Below are 18,542 nucleotides of genomic sequence, written 5' to 3' on the forward strand. Positions count from 1 at the left end.
GATATATGCTACATGTTCACTATTTTTGCGGACTAAGTTAAGAAAAATTACATTTTTTTGTGAGAAATACGTTAAAACTGACTATTATGGCCAAAAAAAATGACACCTTGTATAAAAGGCGTCATTCTTCTCGTTCCAATTCTTCTTCTAACAACTGATGGTGGGGAACCTCTTTCTTACCGGCAATATAATAATATAAAGTGAATAAAACAAACAATAAAATAATAGCAGTCGACAGAACAAATAAAAATGACACAGTATCCCCTCCCTTTTGTAATATATATTCGAGAATCTCGTCATTTTTCCTTGTTTTTGCAACTTTTTTCTCGAAATTGATTATTTTTATATAGAAATAAAAAAATCAGCTCTCCTAGTGAGAACTGATTTTTTTACTTTCTTATTCTTGTGAAGAAGAATCGTTAGATGATTTTGTAGAACCATTTGTTGATTTTTCTTCTTTCTTCGGTTCTTCTTTTTTGTCACTAGTTGAACCGCTTGTTGATTTCTCTTCTTTTTGAGACTTGTCTTCTGTTTTATTTTCTGGTTTCGTGCTCGTTGACTTCTCTTCTTTTTGAGATTTGTCGTCAGCTTTTTTACCAGAAGCATTCGTAGCTTTTGCAGCACCTGCATCAGCTTTAATTTCTGTTACTGATTTATTTAAGTAACGTTCAGGATTCACAGCCACATTGTCTTTACGTACTTCAAAGTGAACGTGAGAGCCTGCCTCTTTATTCATTGCACTTAGACCGGATGTTCCTAATACTTCACCTTGTGCAACTCTTGCACCTTTTTCTACTTTCACACTGCCTAAGCTTTGATAAGATACCGCTACACCATTTCCACTATCAACTGTTACAACATAACCAAGAAGTGAATCTTTTTCAGCTTTCGTTACTGTACCACTTAAAGCAGCAGCAACATTGAACTCTTTCCCATTCTTCGCAGCAATGTCAATTCCTTTGTTCGGGGAATATGTGTTGTTATAAAAGACAAGTGCTTTTTCTTGTTCCGCCTCAGTTGCTGCATCTTCATAGAATTTCTTCTGTACGACTACTTCCGCATTCGCGGCTGCTGGCATTTTCACTACTTCTGAAGATTTCGTTACTGGTACTGCTGGATCTTCCGATTGTGTATACGGTGTTGCTTGATCGTGGTTTGGAGTCTTCTTCGGATTAGCTCCTTGGAACCATAGCGCAACCATTAAGATTACCGCTGCACAAGCAATGTATAGTGCCGGAAACACCCATCTTTTCTGAAATAAATGTACTACCTTTTGCGACTTTTTATTATTTCTTCCTCGCATTCCATCATCACCTCAGCAATCATTTTGAACAATATTCATGTATCCTATACAACGTATAACTAATTACTTTTCGACAAAATATGTAAAAATATGTATAATAATTGTAAAATTTCCGAGGAAATGATAGAAAAAAGAAAAAACTGAGCGTTTCGGCTCAGTTTTTAGTCTAATTGTTTCTTTTTATATACGATTAAACATACAACGAGCGATATAATAAGCCAAACTGCAACATTTAATACATGCCCACTAATACTACTAAATCCCGCCCCACCTACTGAGCTGTTAAGCGCTTTTACAATATGAGATGTTGGAAGATATCCAATCATCGTCTTAATTACTTTATTTTCAACCATTGGCTCAAACTGTACAGCCAAATACATCGTCATTAATATCGGCATTCCAATTATTGATGTTTGTGGTACAGATGCAGCTAACAATCCAATCATTGTTCCAATCACAATAAATAGAATTGTTCCACATAAGAAAATAAATCCTAGCAATAATAGATTTCCACTGAATTGATCCAAAATAAATAAGTTCACAATACAAATGCCCAATGTCAAACCTGCTGTTAATATACTTTTTCCAAGTAGAACTTCAACCGAAGATGCCGGTGATAGCATTAATACACGCAATGTATGTTTTTCTTTTTCTTCTGCAATTACCATAGATTGAACAAAGCCTGCGACAAATAGGAAGGCCGTTATAGTAGTAATGCCTAACATTTCCTTTCCCACTCCAAATCTGCTAAACAAAAATGAAAGTATAATTGGTAAAAATGCCATTAACAACACTTGTGAATTTGTCTTAAAATCTTGTACTTCTTTTCTAAAAATAGCTGATACACGTCTCATTGAAAATGTCATTATAATCCCCTCCCAGTAACTTCAATAAAGATATCGCCTAAAGTTGGTTCGTGTGAATGAATGGATATTAATTCTCCTTTGTTCATCCATTCTGAAATACGTTTTGCGCCTAATTCATCTTTTTGCACTACTTCTTTTTGTTTATCTTTTAATACGACCTCTATTTGATCCTTAGCGTATTGCAAGCGCAGGTTCTCTGGCGTATCGAGTGCTACAATTTCTCCGCCACAAAGGAAGGCAATGCGGTTACAAAGCGTTTCTGCTTCATCCATGTTGTGAGTCGTTAAGAAAATCGTCGTTCCTTCTTCATTTAAGTCCTTTAAGATTTTATGAATGTTTTGGACGTTTACTGGATCGAGTGCAGATGTTGGTTCGTCTAAGAAGAGGATATCTGGTTTATGAAGGATTGCTCTTGCTAGTGTGACGCGTTGCTTCATTCCCTTTGATAATTTTTTTACTTGCGTTTTTTTATCATCTAATAGATTCACTTGTGCTAGTACTTCATCGATTCGTTCTTTTTTGCAATCGTATAAGTCACAAAATAATAGTAAGTTATCATAAATGCTAAGTCTTTCATATAAGCCGCTGTTATCTGTTAAAATACCAATTTGTTTGTAATCGATGCTACTTGGTCCTGTAATATCTTTCCCTAATACTCTTACCGTTCCAACACTATGAAGCAATTGAGAAGTTAAAATTTTTACCGTTGTCGTCTTACCAGATCCACTCGGTCCGAGGAATCCGAATATCTCTCCTTGCTTCACCTCAATATTTACATTTCGAAGTGCCGTTTTTCCACTGAAATTTTTCATTACATCTTTCATTTCAATTGCCAATGTCATTTCGTCATCCCCTTTGTTTTTCTTCTTTATAGATGAAAGTCGCTTTAGCGCTTTTCGTTTGTTTGTTTCGCTTTTCTTGACTCAATCATATGAAAAACAAAGGGTTTACACAGTAAAATACCGGTAAAAGGAGTATTTTTACCGGTGAATGAATCGCATGTTGAGCTTATTGGAGCACTTTTTATAGCCCAATCACGCCTTTTAATTCATCCATGCGTCCTTTTGAAAGCGGAATTGAACTTTTTCTTTCGTCGTCTAAAATTAAACTAAAACTGTTACGAGTCCAAGTAATCACTTCTCGTACTCTTTGTAAATTTACAAGGTACGAGCGATGACATCTAAAGAAACCAAAACCTGTTAACCTTGCTTCTAGTTCACCTAATGTTAAAGCGCATACGAAATCCCCTTCACGAACGTGAATATGTGTTACTCCGTTTTGCGTTTCAATGAAATGAATTTCCATCGGATCAAGTAAAATGATTTTATCGTTCACTTTCGCTGGTATTCTTTCTAATTTCATTTGCGGGATCATTTGAATGACTTTTTCTTCATCGACTTCTTCCACTTCCTCTTGCTCAATTTCTATCTTTTTCACACCATCGTTGTTTAATATGTATACATCCTCTGTTAACGAGAGGGCATCTGATAGAAATGATGACGTAATAAAGATTGCCTTTCCTTGCTCTTTCATTTTCATGATTGCTTTTCGAATAATGATCGTACTCTCTATATCTACATTTTGCTCCGGTTCTTCCAAAATAACTAAATCCGGATTATGAATCATCACTCGTCCAATATGAAGACGACGCTTCTCTGAAAACGATAGTTTTTCTATTTTAACGTTTAGTTTATCTAGGAGACCAACAGACTGCACAACTTCTTCTATGCTTATCTTTGATTCATAAAGCCCTATTAAAAACTTAAAGTATTCCTTCACCTTCAAACGATCATATGCCTCATCTTTCAAAAAACAAAAGCCGATGCGTGGATAATTTTTCTTTCCAATTGCTCCCCCTTCAAACAGTACATTGCCAGTCGACGCTTCTTCTTCGCCTATAATGATGCGGTGCAACACTTTAGCTGTATGATTATTGCATTGCAAAACAACACATTGTCCTTTCGCGACTTTTAGGTCAATTACCGGTAATTGGTTCGTTTTCCCTAACTGTTTCAACTCCAGTAGCACCATTTCATCTCCCCCAAATGCCTTTTTATCCTATTATATCAAACAGTTAATGGAAAATTATGATATTTTAAACAAAAAAATAAGTGCCAGAGTTCTGACACCTATTTCTTCACCATCAATTTTCCTTCATAATCATTCATCGTCTTTATTTCAACGCCTTTATAGTAATGAGCGACGATATCTGTATATTTCTTTCCTTCCGCTGCCATACCGTTCGCTCCGTATTGACTCATACCAACGCCGTGACCAAAGCCTTTCGTCGTAACGATGATTTTATCTCCTTGTTGTTTCCACGTAAAATCAGAAGAACGTAAATCTAACTTTTCACGAACTTCTTTTCCTGTTAATGTTTTTCCTTGAAAAGCTACATCCTTTACGCGCTTTCCTTCCGTAAGGTCTTTAATATTTCCAACCTTCCCGTCTGCTAGTACTTTCACACCGAGACGTTTTTGAAAATCAGCTACTGTAAATGTTTGCTCGCTCGTAAACTTTGGAGAGGCTTGATCCCACGGACTATCTACACTTTTCAAGTACGGATAATCATTTCCCCAATAGTCAGCTGCATTTTCTGTCCGGCCATTACTCGTTGAGAAGAAGGATGCTGAAATTGGTTTTCCATCATATGTTAAAACTTGTCCTGCTGTTTTCGAAACGGCTTCTTCGATTTTCTTCAAATTATTTTCGTAGTTATTACCCCATTGTTTCTTCAATTCTTCTTTACTTTTGTACACTTGATCTTTCACCGTATCTGTCACGTCCGCATTATTTTTCTTTCCTCCGCTTAGCATACGTTGTACTACAAATGTTCTCGCTGCTAATGCCTGTGCCTTTAGTGCCTCTATTTCAAAACTGGCATTCATCTCAGAAGCTACTACACCGGTCACATACTCCTCCATAGGCAATGATTCTACCTTCTTCTGTTTCTCACGATATACAGCAACTTGAACCGCTGTATCTACTTTTCCTGGAGCTGGTATACTTTCTATCGCTGGAGGAGTTTTAGAGGCCGTTTCTTCCCCTACTTTTGCTTTCGCAAATGGGATAACAAGGGCTGCAGGTACAATGATAACGAGCGCTATTAAGAGCGCTACTGTAATAAAAAGTGGCTTTGAAAATTTCATCCTATTTTCCCCCAATATAAAAGCTTTACTCCATTCATTCTTATGGAACAACTCTTTCTTTTAGAACATACTTAAGGAGGAAGAGCATAAAACGGAAATTTTCTAAATATTTTTACTGGTACGTGCATAAGTATAGAATTTATTGACTATAACAGTAATAACCCAAAAAAAAATAGCCCCTATGTCAAAAGACATAGAGACTATTTCAATTAAGCGTGAAGATCAGAAACTTCTTGTTCTTTCACTTCTTCTACTTTTTCGTTTACACGTTCAATAGTTGCACCTAATGCAGCTAATTTCTTATGGAAATCTACATAACCACGGTCAAGATGTTTTAACTCAGTTACACGAGTATAACCTTCTGATACTAAACCAGCTAAGATTAATGCAGCTGCAGCACGTAAATCAGTTGCGCCTACTTCAGCACCTTGTAAGCTGTTTGGACCGTTCATAATAACAGAACGACCTTCAATTTTAATATCAGCATTCATACGACGGAATTCTTCAACGTGCATAAAGCGGTTTTCGAATACCGTTTCTGTAATCATGCTTGTTCCATCAGCTTGTAGTAATAATGCCATCATTTGTGATTGCATGTCTGTTGGGAAACCTGGGTGAGGCATAGTTTTAATATCAACCGCTTTTAACTTATCTGGGCCGATAACACGTACACCTTCGTTTTCCTCAATAATTTTAACACCCATTTCTTCCATTTTCGCTGTAATTGAGCGTAAATGTTCAGGTACAGCATTTTCAATTAAGATGTCTCCACCAGTAATTGCTGCTGCAACCATGAATGTTCCCGCTTCAATACGGTCAGGAATAATAGAGTGGTTTGCACCATATAATTTATCAACGCCTTCGATACGAATCGTTCCAGTTCCAGCTCCGCGTACTTTCGCTCCCATTGCATTTAAGAAGTTAGCTAAGTCAACGATTTCTGGTTCTTTCGCTGCGTTTTCAAGAATTGTTGTCCCTTTTGCTAATGTAGCTGCAGACATAATGTTTTCTGTCGCGCCTACGCTTGGGAAGTCTAAGTAGATTTTAGCTCCTTTTAGTTCTCCCTCAACATATGCCTCAACAAAACCGTTACCAACCTGTACTTTTGCTCCCATTGCTTCGAAGCCTTTTAAATGTTGGTCAATTGGACGTGAACCGATTGCACATCCACCAGGAAGTGCAATACGAGCACGACCATTACGTGCTAATAATGGTCCCATTACTTGAACAGATGCACGCATTTTACGTACATATTCAAATGGTGCTTCAATGTTTAGTTCTTTAGAAGAATCGATTGTTACTTGATTATTTTCAAATACGACTTCAGCATTTAAATGACGTAATACCTCATTAATTGTGTATACATCAGACAAAACTGGTACTTCAGATAGTACATTCTTTCCATCACTCGCTAATAGGGCTGCAGCGATTATAGGTAATACAGCATTTTTTGCGCCCTCAACACGCACTGTGCCGTTTAACCGCTTTCCGCCACGGACGATGATCTTTTCCAAATTATTCCCCTCCGTGTCCTTTTTTCAGTATCTATTCACTCAATACTCAGAAGTTATGATCGGTGTGCCAACCACAATTGTATCTTTGTTGTCTGTAGAACGTATTGCTATTTGCACATTTATTTTCTCTCTATTTGTTGAAAGAGCGTCATCCCACTTTTTATTGTATGCGGAGACTGACACAAATGCTCTTTCTTCTACTTGTTCGATCGCTCTTGCTGAAAGATCTTTCAAAACCTGATTGGTTTTATTTTGCAAAACACCTTCAATCTTATCATTCAGTACACCTTGAACACAAGTGTAAATTATAGGTTTTTCACTAAAAATTTTATTCACTTTTTGAACATACTTCGGGTCCCATTTCGCCCCACTTACTTCAAAGATAATGAAAGTGTTTTCTTTAGTATTTTCTTTACTCCAAGTTACTACTACTCGTTCTTCATGAGAAGCAAACTTTTTATAGGATGTAGCTTTATATCCATCTGGAGATTGCTCTACTTCCCACTTTTGAATATTTGCCTTGTCCTTCACATCGTTTAACAACTTTTGAAACGTATGTATATTAGAAATTGTTTTTGTTTCTCTAGCTAACCATGACCATTTTTCTACTTTAGCATCATTTTTCTCTAAAGCCTTAATCATGCTCTCCATTTTCTGTTCATCGCTTATCGGTTTCATCTCTCTATATCCAACCAAAAATAAAACAACACTAAGTGCAACAATAAGAATGGCTTTAAGCTTCAATTTCATCCCCTCCTATCCCCATTGTTAACGGAGATTTGAGGTTCTATACACTTACTTTACTAAATACGTTAAACTCTTCGAATAGCCTAAATAATCAAGGAAAAAGTTACTTACAGATGTCCCAATTGCAATTGTAATTAAGATGAGTAATACTCGCGTCTGCAGCACTTTTCCGGACTTCATTAAACGCTCAATGTGAATGCCTTGCAAAGCCCACCACGTAATGGTAATAAACAATAAATGCGAAACAATGGCAATCAGTGCTTGTTGCCCTAAAAGTTGTGCCAAAAAATCGACCCCTTTTTACTCAGCTACTACTTATGAAAGAATATAAAAACGATACCATAATAAGTAGGAGCCACACTTTTTCAAATGCACATAGACATCTTACATTTTACATCGTGATTTTCTTTCAAAAAACGTATATCTACATTACAAGTTAACACAAAATAAAAAGCGCAGAGTACTGACTCCACACCTTTTATTTTCACTATTGTACCACGTTCCCTAAGAAGAAGAAATCTTTCATTAATGGAAAATATTCATAAAAGAAATTGTACCCAATCATCGGCATAATCCCTAGTATTACAATCGAAATTGCACAAAGACTCATAACAACCTTTATATTTAACGGTAACCGTATCCTCTCTTCTGTCTCTCCGGTGCGGAAAAACATTTGTTGTAAAATACGGAAATAATATACGAATGAAACAACTGTCGTACCCATCATAATCGAAGCTATTACGTAATGTGCTGGCTCTACATGAAGCGCGCCTAAAAAGATGTTAATCTTTCCAATGAAGCCAGCCGTCCCTGGTATCCCGGCCAGCGATAAAATAAAGATTGTCATCATGATCGCTGCAAATGGTGATTTCTTATATAATCCGGTGAAAATCGTTATATTTTCCTTATCGTTTTGTAAGATTAAGCCGTGGATAATGGCAAACGCGCCTATATTCATAAGCATGTATGCCAGCATATAAAACCACATGCTATCCAGCGTAAATGGTGATAATGCCACAAGTGGAACGAGCAAATACCCAGCATGCGCAATACCTGAATAAGCAAATAAACGTTTTATGTTGTATTGTTTTAACGCGACTACATTCCCAACAATCATCGTTATACTTGCTAGCACCGCAATATATATACTCATATGCCCATATAAAGATTGCATATCTCCTTGTATTAATACACTTGCAAAAACCATAAGGAACAAACGAATAATGAGTAGGAACCCAGCAATTTTAGAAATCGTTCCAAGAAAAGCGGTAACAGGTGTAGTCGCTCCTTCATACACATCAGGTGCCCACATATGAAACGGCACTGTGGCAATTTTAAATGAGAGACCGACTAGCAATAAAAGAAATGCGAGAGCTAGCAATAACTGAATACCACTAGCGAGCTCCCCAGTGAGTACCTTTTGCATATCTACAATGTTAGTTGAACCTGTAATACCGTATAAATAACTCATTCCGAAGAGCGTGATCGCCGTTCCAATTCCTCCGCTAATGACATATTTCATTGCCGCTTCATTTGATGCACGGTTCTTTTTTCGTATTCCGACTAAAATATAAGAAGAAAGTGAAAGTAACTCTAAACCAACGAAAAGGGTGATAAAGTCAACACTAGAAGCCATGAACATCGCGCCAAGGAGTGCCATTAAAAATAAGTAATAATATTCGCCCTTATCTTCAATCGGATTCTTCTTATCATCGCTCATTGCGATGCATAAAATGAGAGCTGAGGCGCCTAATAACAACGTTTTAAACCCTTTTGAAAATCCATCTAACACAAACGATCCATTTAAAATATCTCCAGCTGGTTCGCTATATAGCGTAATTAATGAAACAATTGCTAATACGATGGCAGCAATCGCACCAAGAGCTACATATCTATGGTTCAGCTTAAAAAACAAATCACATATGGAAAGAAGGATGGCGGCCCCGAGAATAATGAATTCTGGCACCATTAGATGCCACGATAAGCTAAGTAACGTATTCATATCCATCCTACTTCACCCCCAATGTTTTCAATGTATTTTGAAGCGGATCCCCTAGTATCTCTGGCATAACCCCAATTGCAATAATACAAAAGATAAGTAGTAAAACAGGGACGTACTCCCATCCGTGTATATCAGATTTTGCTTCCCATTCTTTCTTTCCAAATGTCACTTGAAGTGTCGCTCTTAATACGTATACAGCGGTTAAAATGATGCCAATCACACCGACTGCAGCAATGACGGGCTCTCCTTGAAATAAACCGAGAAAGGCAAGAAATTCACTAACAAACCCAGACATCCCTGGTAATCCAAGTGATGCCATTCCTCCTGCTAAAAAGAATCCGCTAAGTATCGGTACACTTTTCGCAAGTCCGCCTAGCACCGTAATATCCGAAGTTCCAAATCGTTGTTCTATAACACCTAGCAAGAAGAAGAGCAAGGCTGCAATTAAACCATGTGATACAACTTGGAATAGCGCTCCTTGTGTACCAGGTGCATTAAGTGACGCAAGTCCCATTAATACAATTCCCATATGCGAAATACTAGAGTAAGCGAGTACTTTCCTAAAGTCCGTTTGGATGAGCGCTAAAAAGGCACCGTATAATAAATTAATTACGCCTAATATCGCAATTAGCGTTGCAACATCGTGAAAATATTCCGGGAATAACCCTTTCCCGAAGCGAATAATACCGTACGCTCCAATCTTTAACAAAACACCCGCATGAAGCATAACTACAGCTGGATGCGCTTCTATGTGTACATTGACCATCCAGCGGTGCAACGGAAAAACAGGTAGTTTAATTGCAAAGGCAATCATTATGGCAATAAATACACCAAGCTGCAAGCTACTTGGGATGACGAGTTCTCCCCCTGCGCTTACGCTTCTTAATATCTCTTTCAGCTCCACAATATTTGTTGTACCTGTTTTCGCGAACAAAATTGAGAAAACAATGAGCAAAATAGCTGAGCCAATACCGTTATATATTAAATAACTATAAGCAGCCTTTTCACTCGACAATTTTCCCCACTTCCCAATTAATAAGAACATGGGTGGCAACGTAATTTCAAAGAAGATAAAAAACAACATTAAATTTTGAGCAGCAAAGACGCCGAGCATCCCTATTTCTAGCATGAGTAACAGCATATAAAATGCTTTTAAATTGCTTTTAATAGAAAAGGCTGCAATTGCTGCAAGCATCGCTAGAAGAGCCGTCAGTACCATCATGACAAGCGACAAACCATCAATACCGAGCTCGTAATAAATAGAAAACCACCTTTTATCCACCGCTGTAAAATCTCCGAACTTAATCCATTTCACCTTTTCATCAAATAGTGACAAGCTCTTTCCAGAAGCATATGTACAAGCGAGGACGATGGCGATTCCAAATGGAAGTGCCGTCCCAAATAAGCCAAGCGCCCGCACTGTACGCAATTCCTTTTTCGGTGTTAATACAAGCAATAAAATTCCTAAAAACGGGGAAAAAATGAAGAACGTTAACAACAAATCATTCATCGTAAATCCCCTCCCGTATAGAGCAAAATAATGACGAGTACAGCGAGCGAAACCGCCGTTACAGTACCGTACACTTGTACATTCCCGTTTTGAAGTTTCGAGCCAAGGTTACTTGTGCCTTTAACTACACTTGCAATTAAAACTGCAATTCCTTCGACTACATACACTTCAAATAAGCGAAGCACACGAGCGATTCCTTTCGTAATAGGGATCACCGTCATGTTGTATAGTTCATCCACATAATATTTTTCTTTCAAAAGATTATAAAGCGAGGTTCCCGTACCCCCAGCCCACTCTCTAGAAATTGATTTCTTGCCATATATGAAATATGCAAGAGCGATTCCCGCAAATGAAACGAGCGTCGCAACAATCATAATCCAAACTGGTCCATGCGCTTCTTCAACCTTAAACCCTACATCTTTCGTCAACCAATCTCCGAGAAACGTCCCAAACCATGGTGTATTTATATATCCTGCCACTACTGCGAGAACGCCGAGAACAATCATTGGATACGTCATAATGCGGGGCGACTCATGCACATCTTCCTTCGTCTTCGCTTCCCCAGTAAAGACAAGGAAGTATAGACGAAACATGTAAAATGCCGTTAAGAATGCCGCAAGTACTGCTAATACGAATAAAAAGTAATTACCATTCATCCAAGTCGCAGCCAAAATTTCATCTTTACTAAAGAACCCAGAAAGGAGTGGAACCCCACTAATTGCAAGTGTACCTATCAAAAATAGCGTACCAGTTACTTTCATCTTCTTCTGTAAACCGCCCATTTTGTTAATGTTTTGCGTATGCACGGCATGAATTACACTTCCTGCTGCCAAAAATAGTAGTGCTTTAAAAAAAGCATGTGTCGTCAAATGGAATATACCAGCTACATAACCAGCAGAACCTAACGCGAGCATCATATACCCGAGCTGGCTAACTGTAGAATAAGCAAGTATTCTCTTTATATCTGTTTGTACAAGGCCGATAGAGGCCGCAAAGATTGCAGTGAAAGCTCCGACAATTGCCACTGTCTGCATCGCTACCGCACTTGCCGAAAATAATGGAAACATCGTCGCTACTAAATATACGCCCGCTGCAACCATCGTCGCCGCGTGAATAAGTGCCGACACGGGCGTTGGCCCCTCCATTGCATCTGGCAACCACGTGTGAAGCGGGAACTGACCTGATTTCCCCATCGCCCCGATAAAAATTAATATCGCCGTTATTGTAATCATGTAAGGAGGTAGATCCCCTGTATAAATCGCCCTAAATATTGCGTCATATTCAAAACTACCTGCGTACCAAAAAATTAAAATCATCCCGATAAATAAACCAACATCCCCAATACGGGTCATAATAAAAGCCTTTTTTGCAGCAGCCTTCGCTTCTTCTTTAAAGAAATAAAAACCGATAAGTAAAAATGAGCCAAGGCCAACTAATTCCCAAAATATATAAAGCTGTAATAAATTCGTTGATATAACAAGCCCTAACATCGCAAATGTAAAGAGTCCTAAATATGCGTAAAAGGTTGGTAATCGTTCATCACCTTTCATATAACCTTTCGAATACACATGTACAAGCAGACTCACAAGCGTAACGATAAACAACATTAAAGCTCCTAATGCAGTCACTTCAAAGCCAAATGATATATCCACATCTCCAGCTCTAAGCCACACCCACTTATGCTTCACGCTTGCTTCTGAAAATCTTTCTATTAACACAAGTACCGCAAGTATAAAGGAGAGAAAGACGAAAAAAATACTAAGTACACTGCTTCCTTCTCTAATTTTCTTCCCGAATATAATAAGTAACAAAAACGAAACGAGTGGGAAAAGCGGTATGAGCCATGCATAATCGATCATTGTTTCCTTCCCCCTTTTTCGGTCACAATGCTATCCTTTGAGCGTATCCATTTCATCCACCTGAACTGTCGTACGATTACGATATAAAGCAATTAAAATAGCGAGTCCTACCGCCGCTTCCGCTGCCGCTACAGCCATCGTAAACAGTGAGAAAATTTGACCTGTTAAATTCGGAAATAAGCCTAATTTACTAAACGCCACTAAGTTTAAATTGGCAGCATTTAGCATTAATTCGATACAAACTAATACGATTACTGTATTCCGCTTTGTTAAAGCTCCAAATAGGCCGATGCAAAACAAAATAATCGCAAGTGTTAAATATGCAGAAGCCGGAACGCTACTCATTGGAATCCTCCTCTTTCTCGTCCTTTTTCGCAAGTATAATCGCGCCAACGAGTGCTACAAGTAAAATAACTGAAGTTAGTTCAAATGGGATAATATATTTTGAATAGAGAAGCGTACCGATTTGAAGTGTGTTGTTTTCATGGAGAAGTAAACTTCCTTGTGTGCTCTCATTTGCAAAATCAATATTATTAACAGCGAAATACATAACCGCTCCAAATGCTACAACCGCAAAGAAGATAATCCATTTTCGAAGAGTAAGACGCGATTCATTTTCCGCGTTATGTTTCGTTAACATAATGCCGAAAATCATAATAATTGTGATTGCACCAGAGTAAAGTAAAATTTGTGCAACGCCTATAAATTCGGCTGATAAAAGAAAATACAAACCTGCAATGCTGAGAAATGTTAGAACGAGAGCTAGCATCATGTGCATAACTTTCGTTAAGTTCAACATAAGAACACCGCCGATAATTGCAGACAAGGATAGTATAAAGAATGCTACAAACTCGCCATTCATGCCTTATTCTCCTTCCTGACGTTTTCGTCGTTTTCGTCAAGCCACTGCAAATTTTTAAATAAGTCATCACGTGAATATTCCGCGAGCTCAAAGTTATTTGTCATGACAATCGCCTCTGTCGGACAAACTTCTGTACATAAATCACAAAGAATACAAATTTCAAAATTAATATCATACGTGTCGATAATTTTTCCTTTTTTCGTAGGATCCGGATGTTTCTTTCCTGTTAACTGAATACAGTCTGTCGGACAAATGTTAGAGCATTGATTACAAACAATACATTTCTCCGGATAGAATTTTTGAATCCCCCGAAAACGGTCTGGCAACGGCAACGGTTGATTTGGATAATCATACGTTACCTTCTTCTTGCTCAAATTACTTAGTGTATATTTTAATCCTTTAAATAGTCCCTTCATCTCTTACTGGCACCCCCCTCATAGATTAGAAGAATAACTCCTTAATCAATGCCGTTAAGAAAATATTTGCAAGTGCAATCGGCAATAATACTTTCCATCCAAACTCCATTAACTGGTCACCTCTTATACGCGGGAACGTAACGCGGAACCAAATTAATAGAAAGACTACACTGCTAAATTTCAAAGCAAACCATACGGCACCTGGGATAAATCCAAGAAACATGACTGGATTCCATCCGCCTAAAAAGAGCACTGTAATTAACGATGCCATCCCGAAGAAATATACGTACTCTGAAAGCATGAAAAACGCCCAGCGAAAACCTGAGTATTCCGTATGATATCCAGAAACAAGTTCTGACTCCGCTTCTGGCAAATCGAATGGCGTCCGATTTAACTCTGCAACTGCTGCAATTAAGAAAACGACGAAGCCAATTGGCTGCACGAAAATGTACCAAACCTTCTCCTGCGCCGCTACAATCTCATTTAAATTCAGGCTACCAGCCAACAACACGATACCAATTACACTCATTACGAGCGGAATCTCATAAGAAATCATTTGCGCCGCCGCACGCATCCCTCCTAAAAGGGAATATTTATTATTCGATGCCCATCCCCCAGTTACAACACCTATCGTCGTAATACCGGAAACAGCGATATAATAAAGTAGCCCGACTCCAATATCGGCAAATTGAAATTTATCAGTGAACGGTATAACTGCCAGCACCATAAATGCTGGCGCAAATGCAATGACAGGTGCTAATATAAACAGTGGTTTATCTGCTGCTTTCGGAATACTATCTTCTTTCAATAATAGTTTTAAAACATCAGCTACCGTTTGCAGTAAACCGAATCGGCCTCCAACCTGGTTTGGTCCAATCCGCCCTTGCATAAATCCCATCACTTTCCGTTCTGCCAAAATTCCATATGTAACGAAGCCAAGGACTGCAAATAGTAGAAGCACCGCTAATCCGAAAAAAATGAAGAAATTCGTCCAGCTTGAAGGTGATTGTAAGAGCGTCTCAATCATTAGCCATCAACCTCCCCAAGTACAATATCAACTCCACCTAAAATCGTAATTAAATTAGCGATGTTTTCACCTTTCAATAACTTCGGTAAAATTTGCAAGTTATAAAAAGATGGCCTACGAAACTTCAAACGGTACGGCTCTTTCTTTCCGTCACTAGCGATGTAACAACCAATCTCTCCGCGCGGCGATTCGATACGTACAAACGCTTCTCCCTTAGGTGCCTTAATAATTTTCGGTACTTTTGCCAGCACTGCTCCATCTTTTGGGAACTGCTGAACTGCTTGCTCAACAATCTTTAAAGACTCCTCGATTTCTTGCATTCGGCAAACGTAGCGATCCCAAGCATCTCCCACGCTTCCAACAGGAATATCAAAATCAAAACGATCATAAATCGAATACGGCTCGTCTTTGCGAAGATCCCAGTTTACTCCAGTGCACCGCAAATTTGCTCCGCTTAAAGAATACGAGATCGCTTCTTCCGCGCTATATATACCAACGCCTTTCACACGATTTAAGAAAATCTCATTACCGCTAACAAGATCATGATAACCTGCCAATTGCTCTCTCATATACGGAACAAACTCTTCCACCTTTTCAATCCAACCATCTGGCGCATCCCACTTCACACCGCCAACTCTCATATAGTTAAAAGTAAGCCGTGCCCCGCATAATTCATTTAATAAATTTATAATCATCTCTCGTTCACGAAACGCGTACAAAAACGGGCTGACCGCTCCTATATCAAGAAGATTCGTCCCCCACCAAACGAGATGGCTTGCAATTCTCCCTAGCTCCATCGCAAGTACTCGCAAGTATTCGGCACGCTCCGGAATTTCAAGTCCCATCATCGTCTCTACAGCATGGCAAATGACGTAATTATTCGTCATGGCTGATAAATAGTCCATTCGATCTGTATAAGGGATAATTTGCGTATACTGTAAGCTCTCAGCGATTTTTTCCGTCCCGCGATGCAAATACCCAATAACCGGTGTAGCTTCTCTAATAATTTCCCCGTCAATCTTAATTACGAGCCTGAACACACCATGTGTACTCGGATGCTGAGGTCCTACATTCAAAAGCATCTCTTCCGTACGGATCATAGCTACACCTCCACATCATACGGTTCATAGTCTTTTCTAAGCGGATGTCCTACCCAATCATCTGGCATTAAAATACGCGTTAAATTCGGATGCCCTTTAAATACAATGCCGAGCAAATCGTATGCTTCTCGCTCCGGCCAGTCAGCCCCTTTCCAAAGCGCTGTCACAGATTCAACTTGCGGTTCTTCCCGGTCTAGCTTTACCTTCACCGCTACCGATTGTTTCTTACCATATGAAAACAAATGAACATATACTTCCATATGTGTCACAAAATCCGTCGCATGTAGCTCTGACATATAATCAAAAGCAAGTCCTTCATGGAATCGCAGTGACTCCATCACTTCATAATATTTTTCGGGATCCACCACAAGAGTCGGCACATCCTTTGACAGTTTATTAATGTAGGAATCTACTAATGCACCCTCTCCTACCTTCTCCCTAATAGCCTCAACATACTGATTTAAATACGGCTGATTTACGGACGTTTCTTCCCGCTTCGGCTCATCCTCTTTCTTACCTTCAGCTCCCTTTGTCTTCGCTCTTGCAGCCGCTGCTGCTTTCGCTTTTGCTGCTGCAATTGCCTTTGCCTTTTCATCTCCCGAATCCCCATCACCTTGCGAAGCTTTCTGCTTCGCTAATGCTGCCGCTTTTGCCTTGGCTGCTGCCACCGCCTTTGCCTTTGCTTTCGCTTTTTCTTCTTCCGTTACTTCTTCTGTTCCTTCTCTTTTCTGCTTCGCTAACGCCGCCGCTTTTGCTTTTGCTGCTGCCGCTACCTTTGCCTTTGCTTTCGCTTTTTCTTCTTCCGTTACCTCTTCTGTTCCTTCTCTTTTCTGCTTCGCTAACGCCGCCGCTTTTGCTTTTGCAGCCGCTTCTGCCTTCGCCTTCGCTTTCGCTTTTTCTTCTTCCGTTACTTCTTCTGTTCCTTCTCTTTTCTGCTTCGCTAACACCGCCGCTTTTGCTTTTGCAGCCGCTTCTGCACGTCGTTTTGCTTCTTCTATAGTAATATCATTATTTTTTGGTAGCGCTTTCTCTTTTTCTTGATTTTCTGCCTCAAGCTCACTTATTTCCGCCTCGTGTTTCGCTACAAGGCGTTTTCTCGCTTCTTCTTTTGCACGCCTAGCTGCTTCTTTTTTCAGATCCTCTAAGTCTTTGTTTGGATTACTCATTTATTCGTCACCTGCTTCCCGGTCTTTGCTTCGTAACGAATTTTTTCTTTTAATTTATTAATTCCATAAATTAATGCAGCCGGATTTGGGGGACAACCAGGAATATACACATCAACTGGTACGATTTGGTCTACACCTTTCACAACAGCATATGAATTTACATACGGACCACCTGCTGTCGCACAAGATCCCATCGCAATAACCCATTTCGGTTCGGGCATTTGATCATATAAGCGCCGAACAATAGGAGCCATCTTCTTCGTTACTGTTCCCGATACAATCATGACGTCCGATTGTCTTGGTGAAGTCCGAAAAAATGACCCAAATCGATCTAAATCGTAATGTGATGAGCCTACTCCCATCATTTCAATTGCACAGCACGCCAGTCCGAATGTCATTGGCCATAAAGAATTGCTCCTCGCCCATCCTTTCAACTGCTCCAATGTAGAAAAAAAGATATTTCGTTCTAATTCTGCTCGCTCATTTGGATGTAATTCCTCAAAATTTATAACCATTGTAACACCTTCTTTTTCCAAGCATACGCTAATCCAACTAGCAACATTACAACAAAGATGAGCATTTCAATTAATGCAAATAAACCTAGCTTGTCATACGCAACAGCCCAAGGATATAAAAATAAAGTTTCTACATCAAAGATCACAAACAATAAAGCGAAAATATAATAACGAGCATGAAACCGAATATTTGCATCATGAAACGGCTCAATTCCACTCTCATACGTCGTCGCCTTTGCTGCACTTGGCTTATTTGGGCGCAGCATCCTTCCTAATGTAAGAGCCACTACCGGCAGCAATATACCTAATAGCAAGAAAATCAAAACGATCATATAACTATTTTCATATACACTTGCCATTGTGAAACCCTCCCCCCTAAATTAAGAACAAGTTCACATAGTAAACAATATGTCCTAGTTGCAGTAATTATTATTTTTAAATTTTTCTAAATAATGCAACTATTCTAATCATTATAGCAAACTTCAAATTCCTATGTCGATATGTTG

General features: G+C 39.0%; 20 protein-coding genes. All 20 read right to left on the reverse strand.

Going from position 1 to position 18,542, the window contains the following annotated elements:
• Window positions 1-121: 121 nt before the first annotated feature.
• Complete coding sequence (locus DOS87_RS28620; protein WP_000008903.1) at window positions 122-256, reverse strand: hypothetical protein; 135 nt, start codon at window positions 254-256, stop codon at window positions 122-124.
• Between the two features lie 141 nt (window positions 257-397).
• A complete protein-coding gene (locus tag DOS87_RS28625; RefSeq protein WP_086389696.1) occupies window positions 398-1,303 on the reverse strand; it encodes a stage II sporulation protein SpoIIQ in 906 nt (301 codons plus the stop codon).
• Window positions 1,304-1,464: 161 nt separating this feature from the next.
• The gene (locus DOS87_RS28630) at window positions 1,465-2,169 is read right to left on the reverse strand and encodes an ABC transporter permease (RefSeq protein ID WP_000144446.1); all 705 of its coding nucleotides are present in this window, start codon (window positions 2,167-2,169) and stop codon (window positions 1,465-1,467) included.
• Window positions 2,169-3,011 carry an ABC transporter ATP-binding protein gene (locus DOS87_RS28635; RefSeq protein ID WP_086389695.1) on the reverse strand — a complete coding sequence of 281 codons (843 nt, stop codon included), beginning with the start codon at window positions 3,009-3,011 and terminating at the stop codon, window positions 2,169-2,171. The genes DOS87_RS28630 and DOS87_RS28635 overlap by 1 nt, the downstream gene beginning before the upstream one ends.
• A 181-nt stretch (window positions 3,012-3,192) precedes the next feature.
• A complete protein-coding gene (locus DOS87_RS28640; protein WP_086389694.1) occupies window positions 3,193-4,200 on the reverse strand; it encodes a LytTR family transcriptional regulator DNA-binding domain-containing protein in 1,008 nt (335 codons plus the stop codon).
• A gap of 98 nt (window positions 4,201-4,298) precedes the next feature.
• Entirely contained in the window at window positions 4,299-5,318 is a 1,020-nt protein-coding gene (gene spoIID / locus DOS87_RS28645) for a stage II sporulation protein D (RefSeq protein ID WP_000672656.1), read from the reverse strand.
• A 209-nt stretch (window positions 5,319-5,527) separates the two neighbouring features.
• On the reverse strand, window positions 5,528-6,832 hold the full coding sequence (gene murA / locus DOS87_RS28650; RefSeq protein WP_000411275.1) for a UDP-N-acetylglucosamine 1-carboxyvinyltransferase: 1,305 nt from the start codon (window positions 6,830-6,832) through the stop codon (window positions 5,528-5,530).
• Window positions 6,833-6,871: 39 nt separating this feature from the next.
• Window positions 6,872-7,576 (reverse strand): YwmB family TATA-box binding protein, encoded by a 705-nt coding sequence (locus DOS87_RS28655; RefSeq protein ID WP_000767913.1) that lies wholly within the window; start codon window positions 7,574-7,576, stop codon window positions 6,872-6,874.
• Between the two features lie 51 nt (window positions 7,577-7,627).
• The gene (locus DOS87_RS28660; protein WP_000057889.1) at window positions 7,628-7,864 is read right to left on the reverse strand and encodes a DUF1146 family protein; all 237 of its coding nucleotides are present in this window, start codon (window positions 7,862-7,864) and stop codon (window positions 7,628-7,630) included.
• A gap of 202 nt (window positions 7,865-8,066) precedes the next feature.
• Window positions 8,067-9,581 carry an NADH-quinone oxidoreductase subunit NuoN gene (gene nuoN / locus DOS87_RS28665; RefSeq protein ID WP_346608246.1) on the reverse strand — a complete coding sequence of 505 codons (1,515 nt, stop codon included), beginning with the start codon at window positions 9,579-9,581 and terminating at the stop codon, window positions 8,067-8,069.
• A gap of 7 nt (window positions 9,582-9,588) precedes the next feature.
• Window positions 9,589-11,091: an NADH-quinone oxidoreductase subunit M gene (locus DOS87_RS28670; RefSeq protein WP_151525165.1), complete on the reverse strand. Its 1,503-nt coding sequence runs from the start codon at window positions 11,089-11,091 to the stop codon at window positions 9,589-9,591.
• Complete coding sequence (nuoL, locus tag DOS87_RS28675) at window positions 11,088-12,950, reverse strand: NADH-quinone oxidoreductase subunit L (RefSeq protein ID WP_208730165.1); 1,863 nt, start codon at window positions 12,948-12,950, stop codon at window positions 11,088-11,090. The genes DOS87_RS28670 and nuoL overlap by 4 nt, the downstream gene beginning before the upstream one ends.
• Window positions 12,951-12,980: 30 nt before the next feature.
• Window positions 12,981-13,295 (reverse strand): NADH-quinone oxidoreductase subunit NuoK, encoded by a 315-nt coding sequence (gene nuoK, locus DOS87_RS28680; protein ID WP_000100079.1) that lies wholly within the window; start codon window positions 13,293-13,295, stop codon window positions 12,981-12,983.
• The gene (locus DOS87_RS28685; protein WP_098577944.1) at window positions 13,288-13,812 is read right to left on the reverse strand and encodes an NADH-quinone oxidoreductase subunit J; all 525 of its coding nucleotides are present in this window, start codon (window positions 13,810-13,812) and stop codon (window positions 13,288-13,290) included. Before DOS87_RS28685 ends, nuoK begins: the two co-directional genes overlap by 8 nt.
• Window positions 13,809-14,228, reverse strand: a complete 420-nt coding sequence (gene nuoI / locus DOS87_RS28690; protein ID WP_000677191.1) for an NADH-quinone oxidoreductase subunit NuoI — start codon at window positions 14,226-14,228, stop codon at window positions 13,809-13,811. The genes DOS87_RS28685 and nuoI overlap by 4 nt, the downstream gene beginning before the upstream one ends.
• A gap of 25 nt (window positions 14,229-14,253) precedes the next feature.
• Window positions 14,254-15,255: an NADH-quinone oxidoreductase subunit NuoH gene (gene nuoH, locus DOS87_RS28695; protein ID WP_000573426.1), complete on the reverse strand. Its 1,002-nt coding sequence runs from the start codon at window positions 15,253-15,255 to the stop codon at window positions 14,254-14,256.
• The gene (gene nuoD, locus DOS87_RS28700) at window positions 15,255-16,355 is read right to left on the reverse strand and encodes an NADH-quinone oxidoreductase subunit NuoD (RefSeq protein ID WP_000621463.1); all 1,101 of its coding nucleotides are present in this window, start codon (window positions 16,353-16,355) and stop codon (window positions 15,255-15,257) included. Before nuoD ends, nuoH begins: the two co-directional genes overlap by 1 nt.
• A 2-nt stretch (window positions 16,356-16,357) precedes the next feature.
• Entirely contained in the window at window positions 16,358-17,521 is a 1,164-nt protein-coding gene (locus DOS87_RS28705; protein ID WP_208730166.1) for an NADH-quinone oxidoreductase subunit C, read from the reverse strand.
• On the reverse strand, window positions 17,518-18,036 hold the full coding sequence (nuoB, locus tag DOS87_RS28710) for an NADH-quinone oxidoreductase subunit NuoB (protein ID WP_000236331.1): 519 nt from the start codon (window positions 18,034-18,036) through the stop codon (window positions 17,518-17,520). Before nuoB ends, DOS87_RS28705 begins: the two co-directional genes overlap by 4 nt.
• Window positions 18,027-18,395 carry an NADH-quinone oxidoreductase subunit NuoA gene (gene nuoA, locus DOS87_RS28715; RefSeq protein WP_000179273.1) on the reverse strand — a complete coding sequence of 123 codons (369 nt, stop codon included), beginning with the start codon at window positions 18,393-18,395 and terminating at the stop codon, window positions 18,027-18,029. Before nuoA ends, nuoB begins: the two co-directional genes overlap by 10 nt.
• Window positions 18,396-18,542: the final 147 nt, after the last annotated feature.

It is taken from the genome of Bacillus sp. CR71, assembly GCF_003429245.1.
Classification (GTDB): Bacteria; Bacillota; Bacilli; order Bacillales; family Bacillaceae_G; genus Bacillus_A; species Bacillus_A thuringiensis_S.

Coding starts and splice junctions, on each gene's coding strand:
- nuoB (WP_000236331.1), bottom strand. CDS start 18,036: ATGGTTATAAATTTTGAGGAATTACATCCAAATGAGCGAGCAGAATTA.
- nuoK (WP_000100079.1), bottom strand. CDS start 13,295: ATGAGTAGCGTTCCGGCTTCTGCATATTTAACACTTGCGATTATTTTG.
- DOS87_RS28630 (WP_000144446.1), bottom strand. CDS start 2,169: ATGACATTTTCAATGAGACGTGTATCAGCTATTTTTAGAAAAGAAGTA.
- nuoN (WP_346608246.1), bottom strand. CDS start 9,581: ATGAATACGTTACTTAGCTTATCGTGGCATCTAATGGTGCCAGAATTC.
- nuoD (WP_000621463.1), bottom strand. CDS start 16,355: ATGATCCGTACGGAAGAGATGCTTTTGAATGTAGGACCTCAGCATCCG.
- DOS87_RS28670 (WP_151525165.1), bottom strand. CDS start 11,091: ATGAATGATTTGTTGTTAACGTTCTTCATTTTTTCCCCGTTTTTAGGA.
- nuoH (WP_000573426.1), bottom strand. CDS start 15,255: ATGATTGAGACGCTCTTACAATCACCTTCAAGCTGGACGAATTTCTTC.
- DOS87_RS28640 (WP_086389694.1), bottom strand. CDS start 4,200: ATGGTGCTACTGGAGTTGAAACAGTTAGGGAAAACGAACCAATTACCG.
- DOS87_RS28705 (WP_208730166.1), bottom strand. CDS start 17,521: ATGAGTAATCCAAACAAAGACTTAGAGGATCTGAAAAAAGAAGCAGCT.
- DOS87_RS28635 (WP_086389695.1), bottom strand. CDS start 3,011: ATGACATTGGCAATTGAAATGAAAGATGTAATGAAAAATTTCAGTGGA.
- nuoI (WP_000677191.1), bottom strand. CDS start 14,228: ATGAAGGGACTATTTAAAGGATTAAAATATACACTAAGTAATTTGAGC.
- DOS87_RS28685 (WP_098577944.1), bottom strand. CDS start 13,812: ATGAATGGCGAGTTTGTAGCATTCTTTATACTATCCTTGTCTGCAATT.
- nuoL (WP_208730165.1), bottom strand. CDS start 12,950: ATGATCGATTATGCATGGCTCATACCGCTTTTCCCACTCGTTTCGTTT.
- nuoA (WP_000179273.1), bottom strand. CDS start 18,395: ATGGCAAGTGTATATGAAAATAGTTATATGATCGTTTTGATTTTCTTG.
- spoIID (WP_000672656.1), bottom strand. CDS start 5,318: ATGAAATTTTCAAAGCCACTTTTTATTACAGTAGCGCTCTTAATAGCG.
- DOS87_RS28625 (WP_086389696.1), bottom strand. CDS start 1,303: ATGCGAGGAAGAAATAATAAAAAGTCGCAAAAGGTAGTACATTTATTT.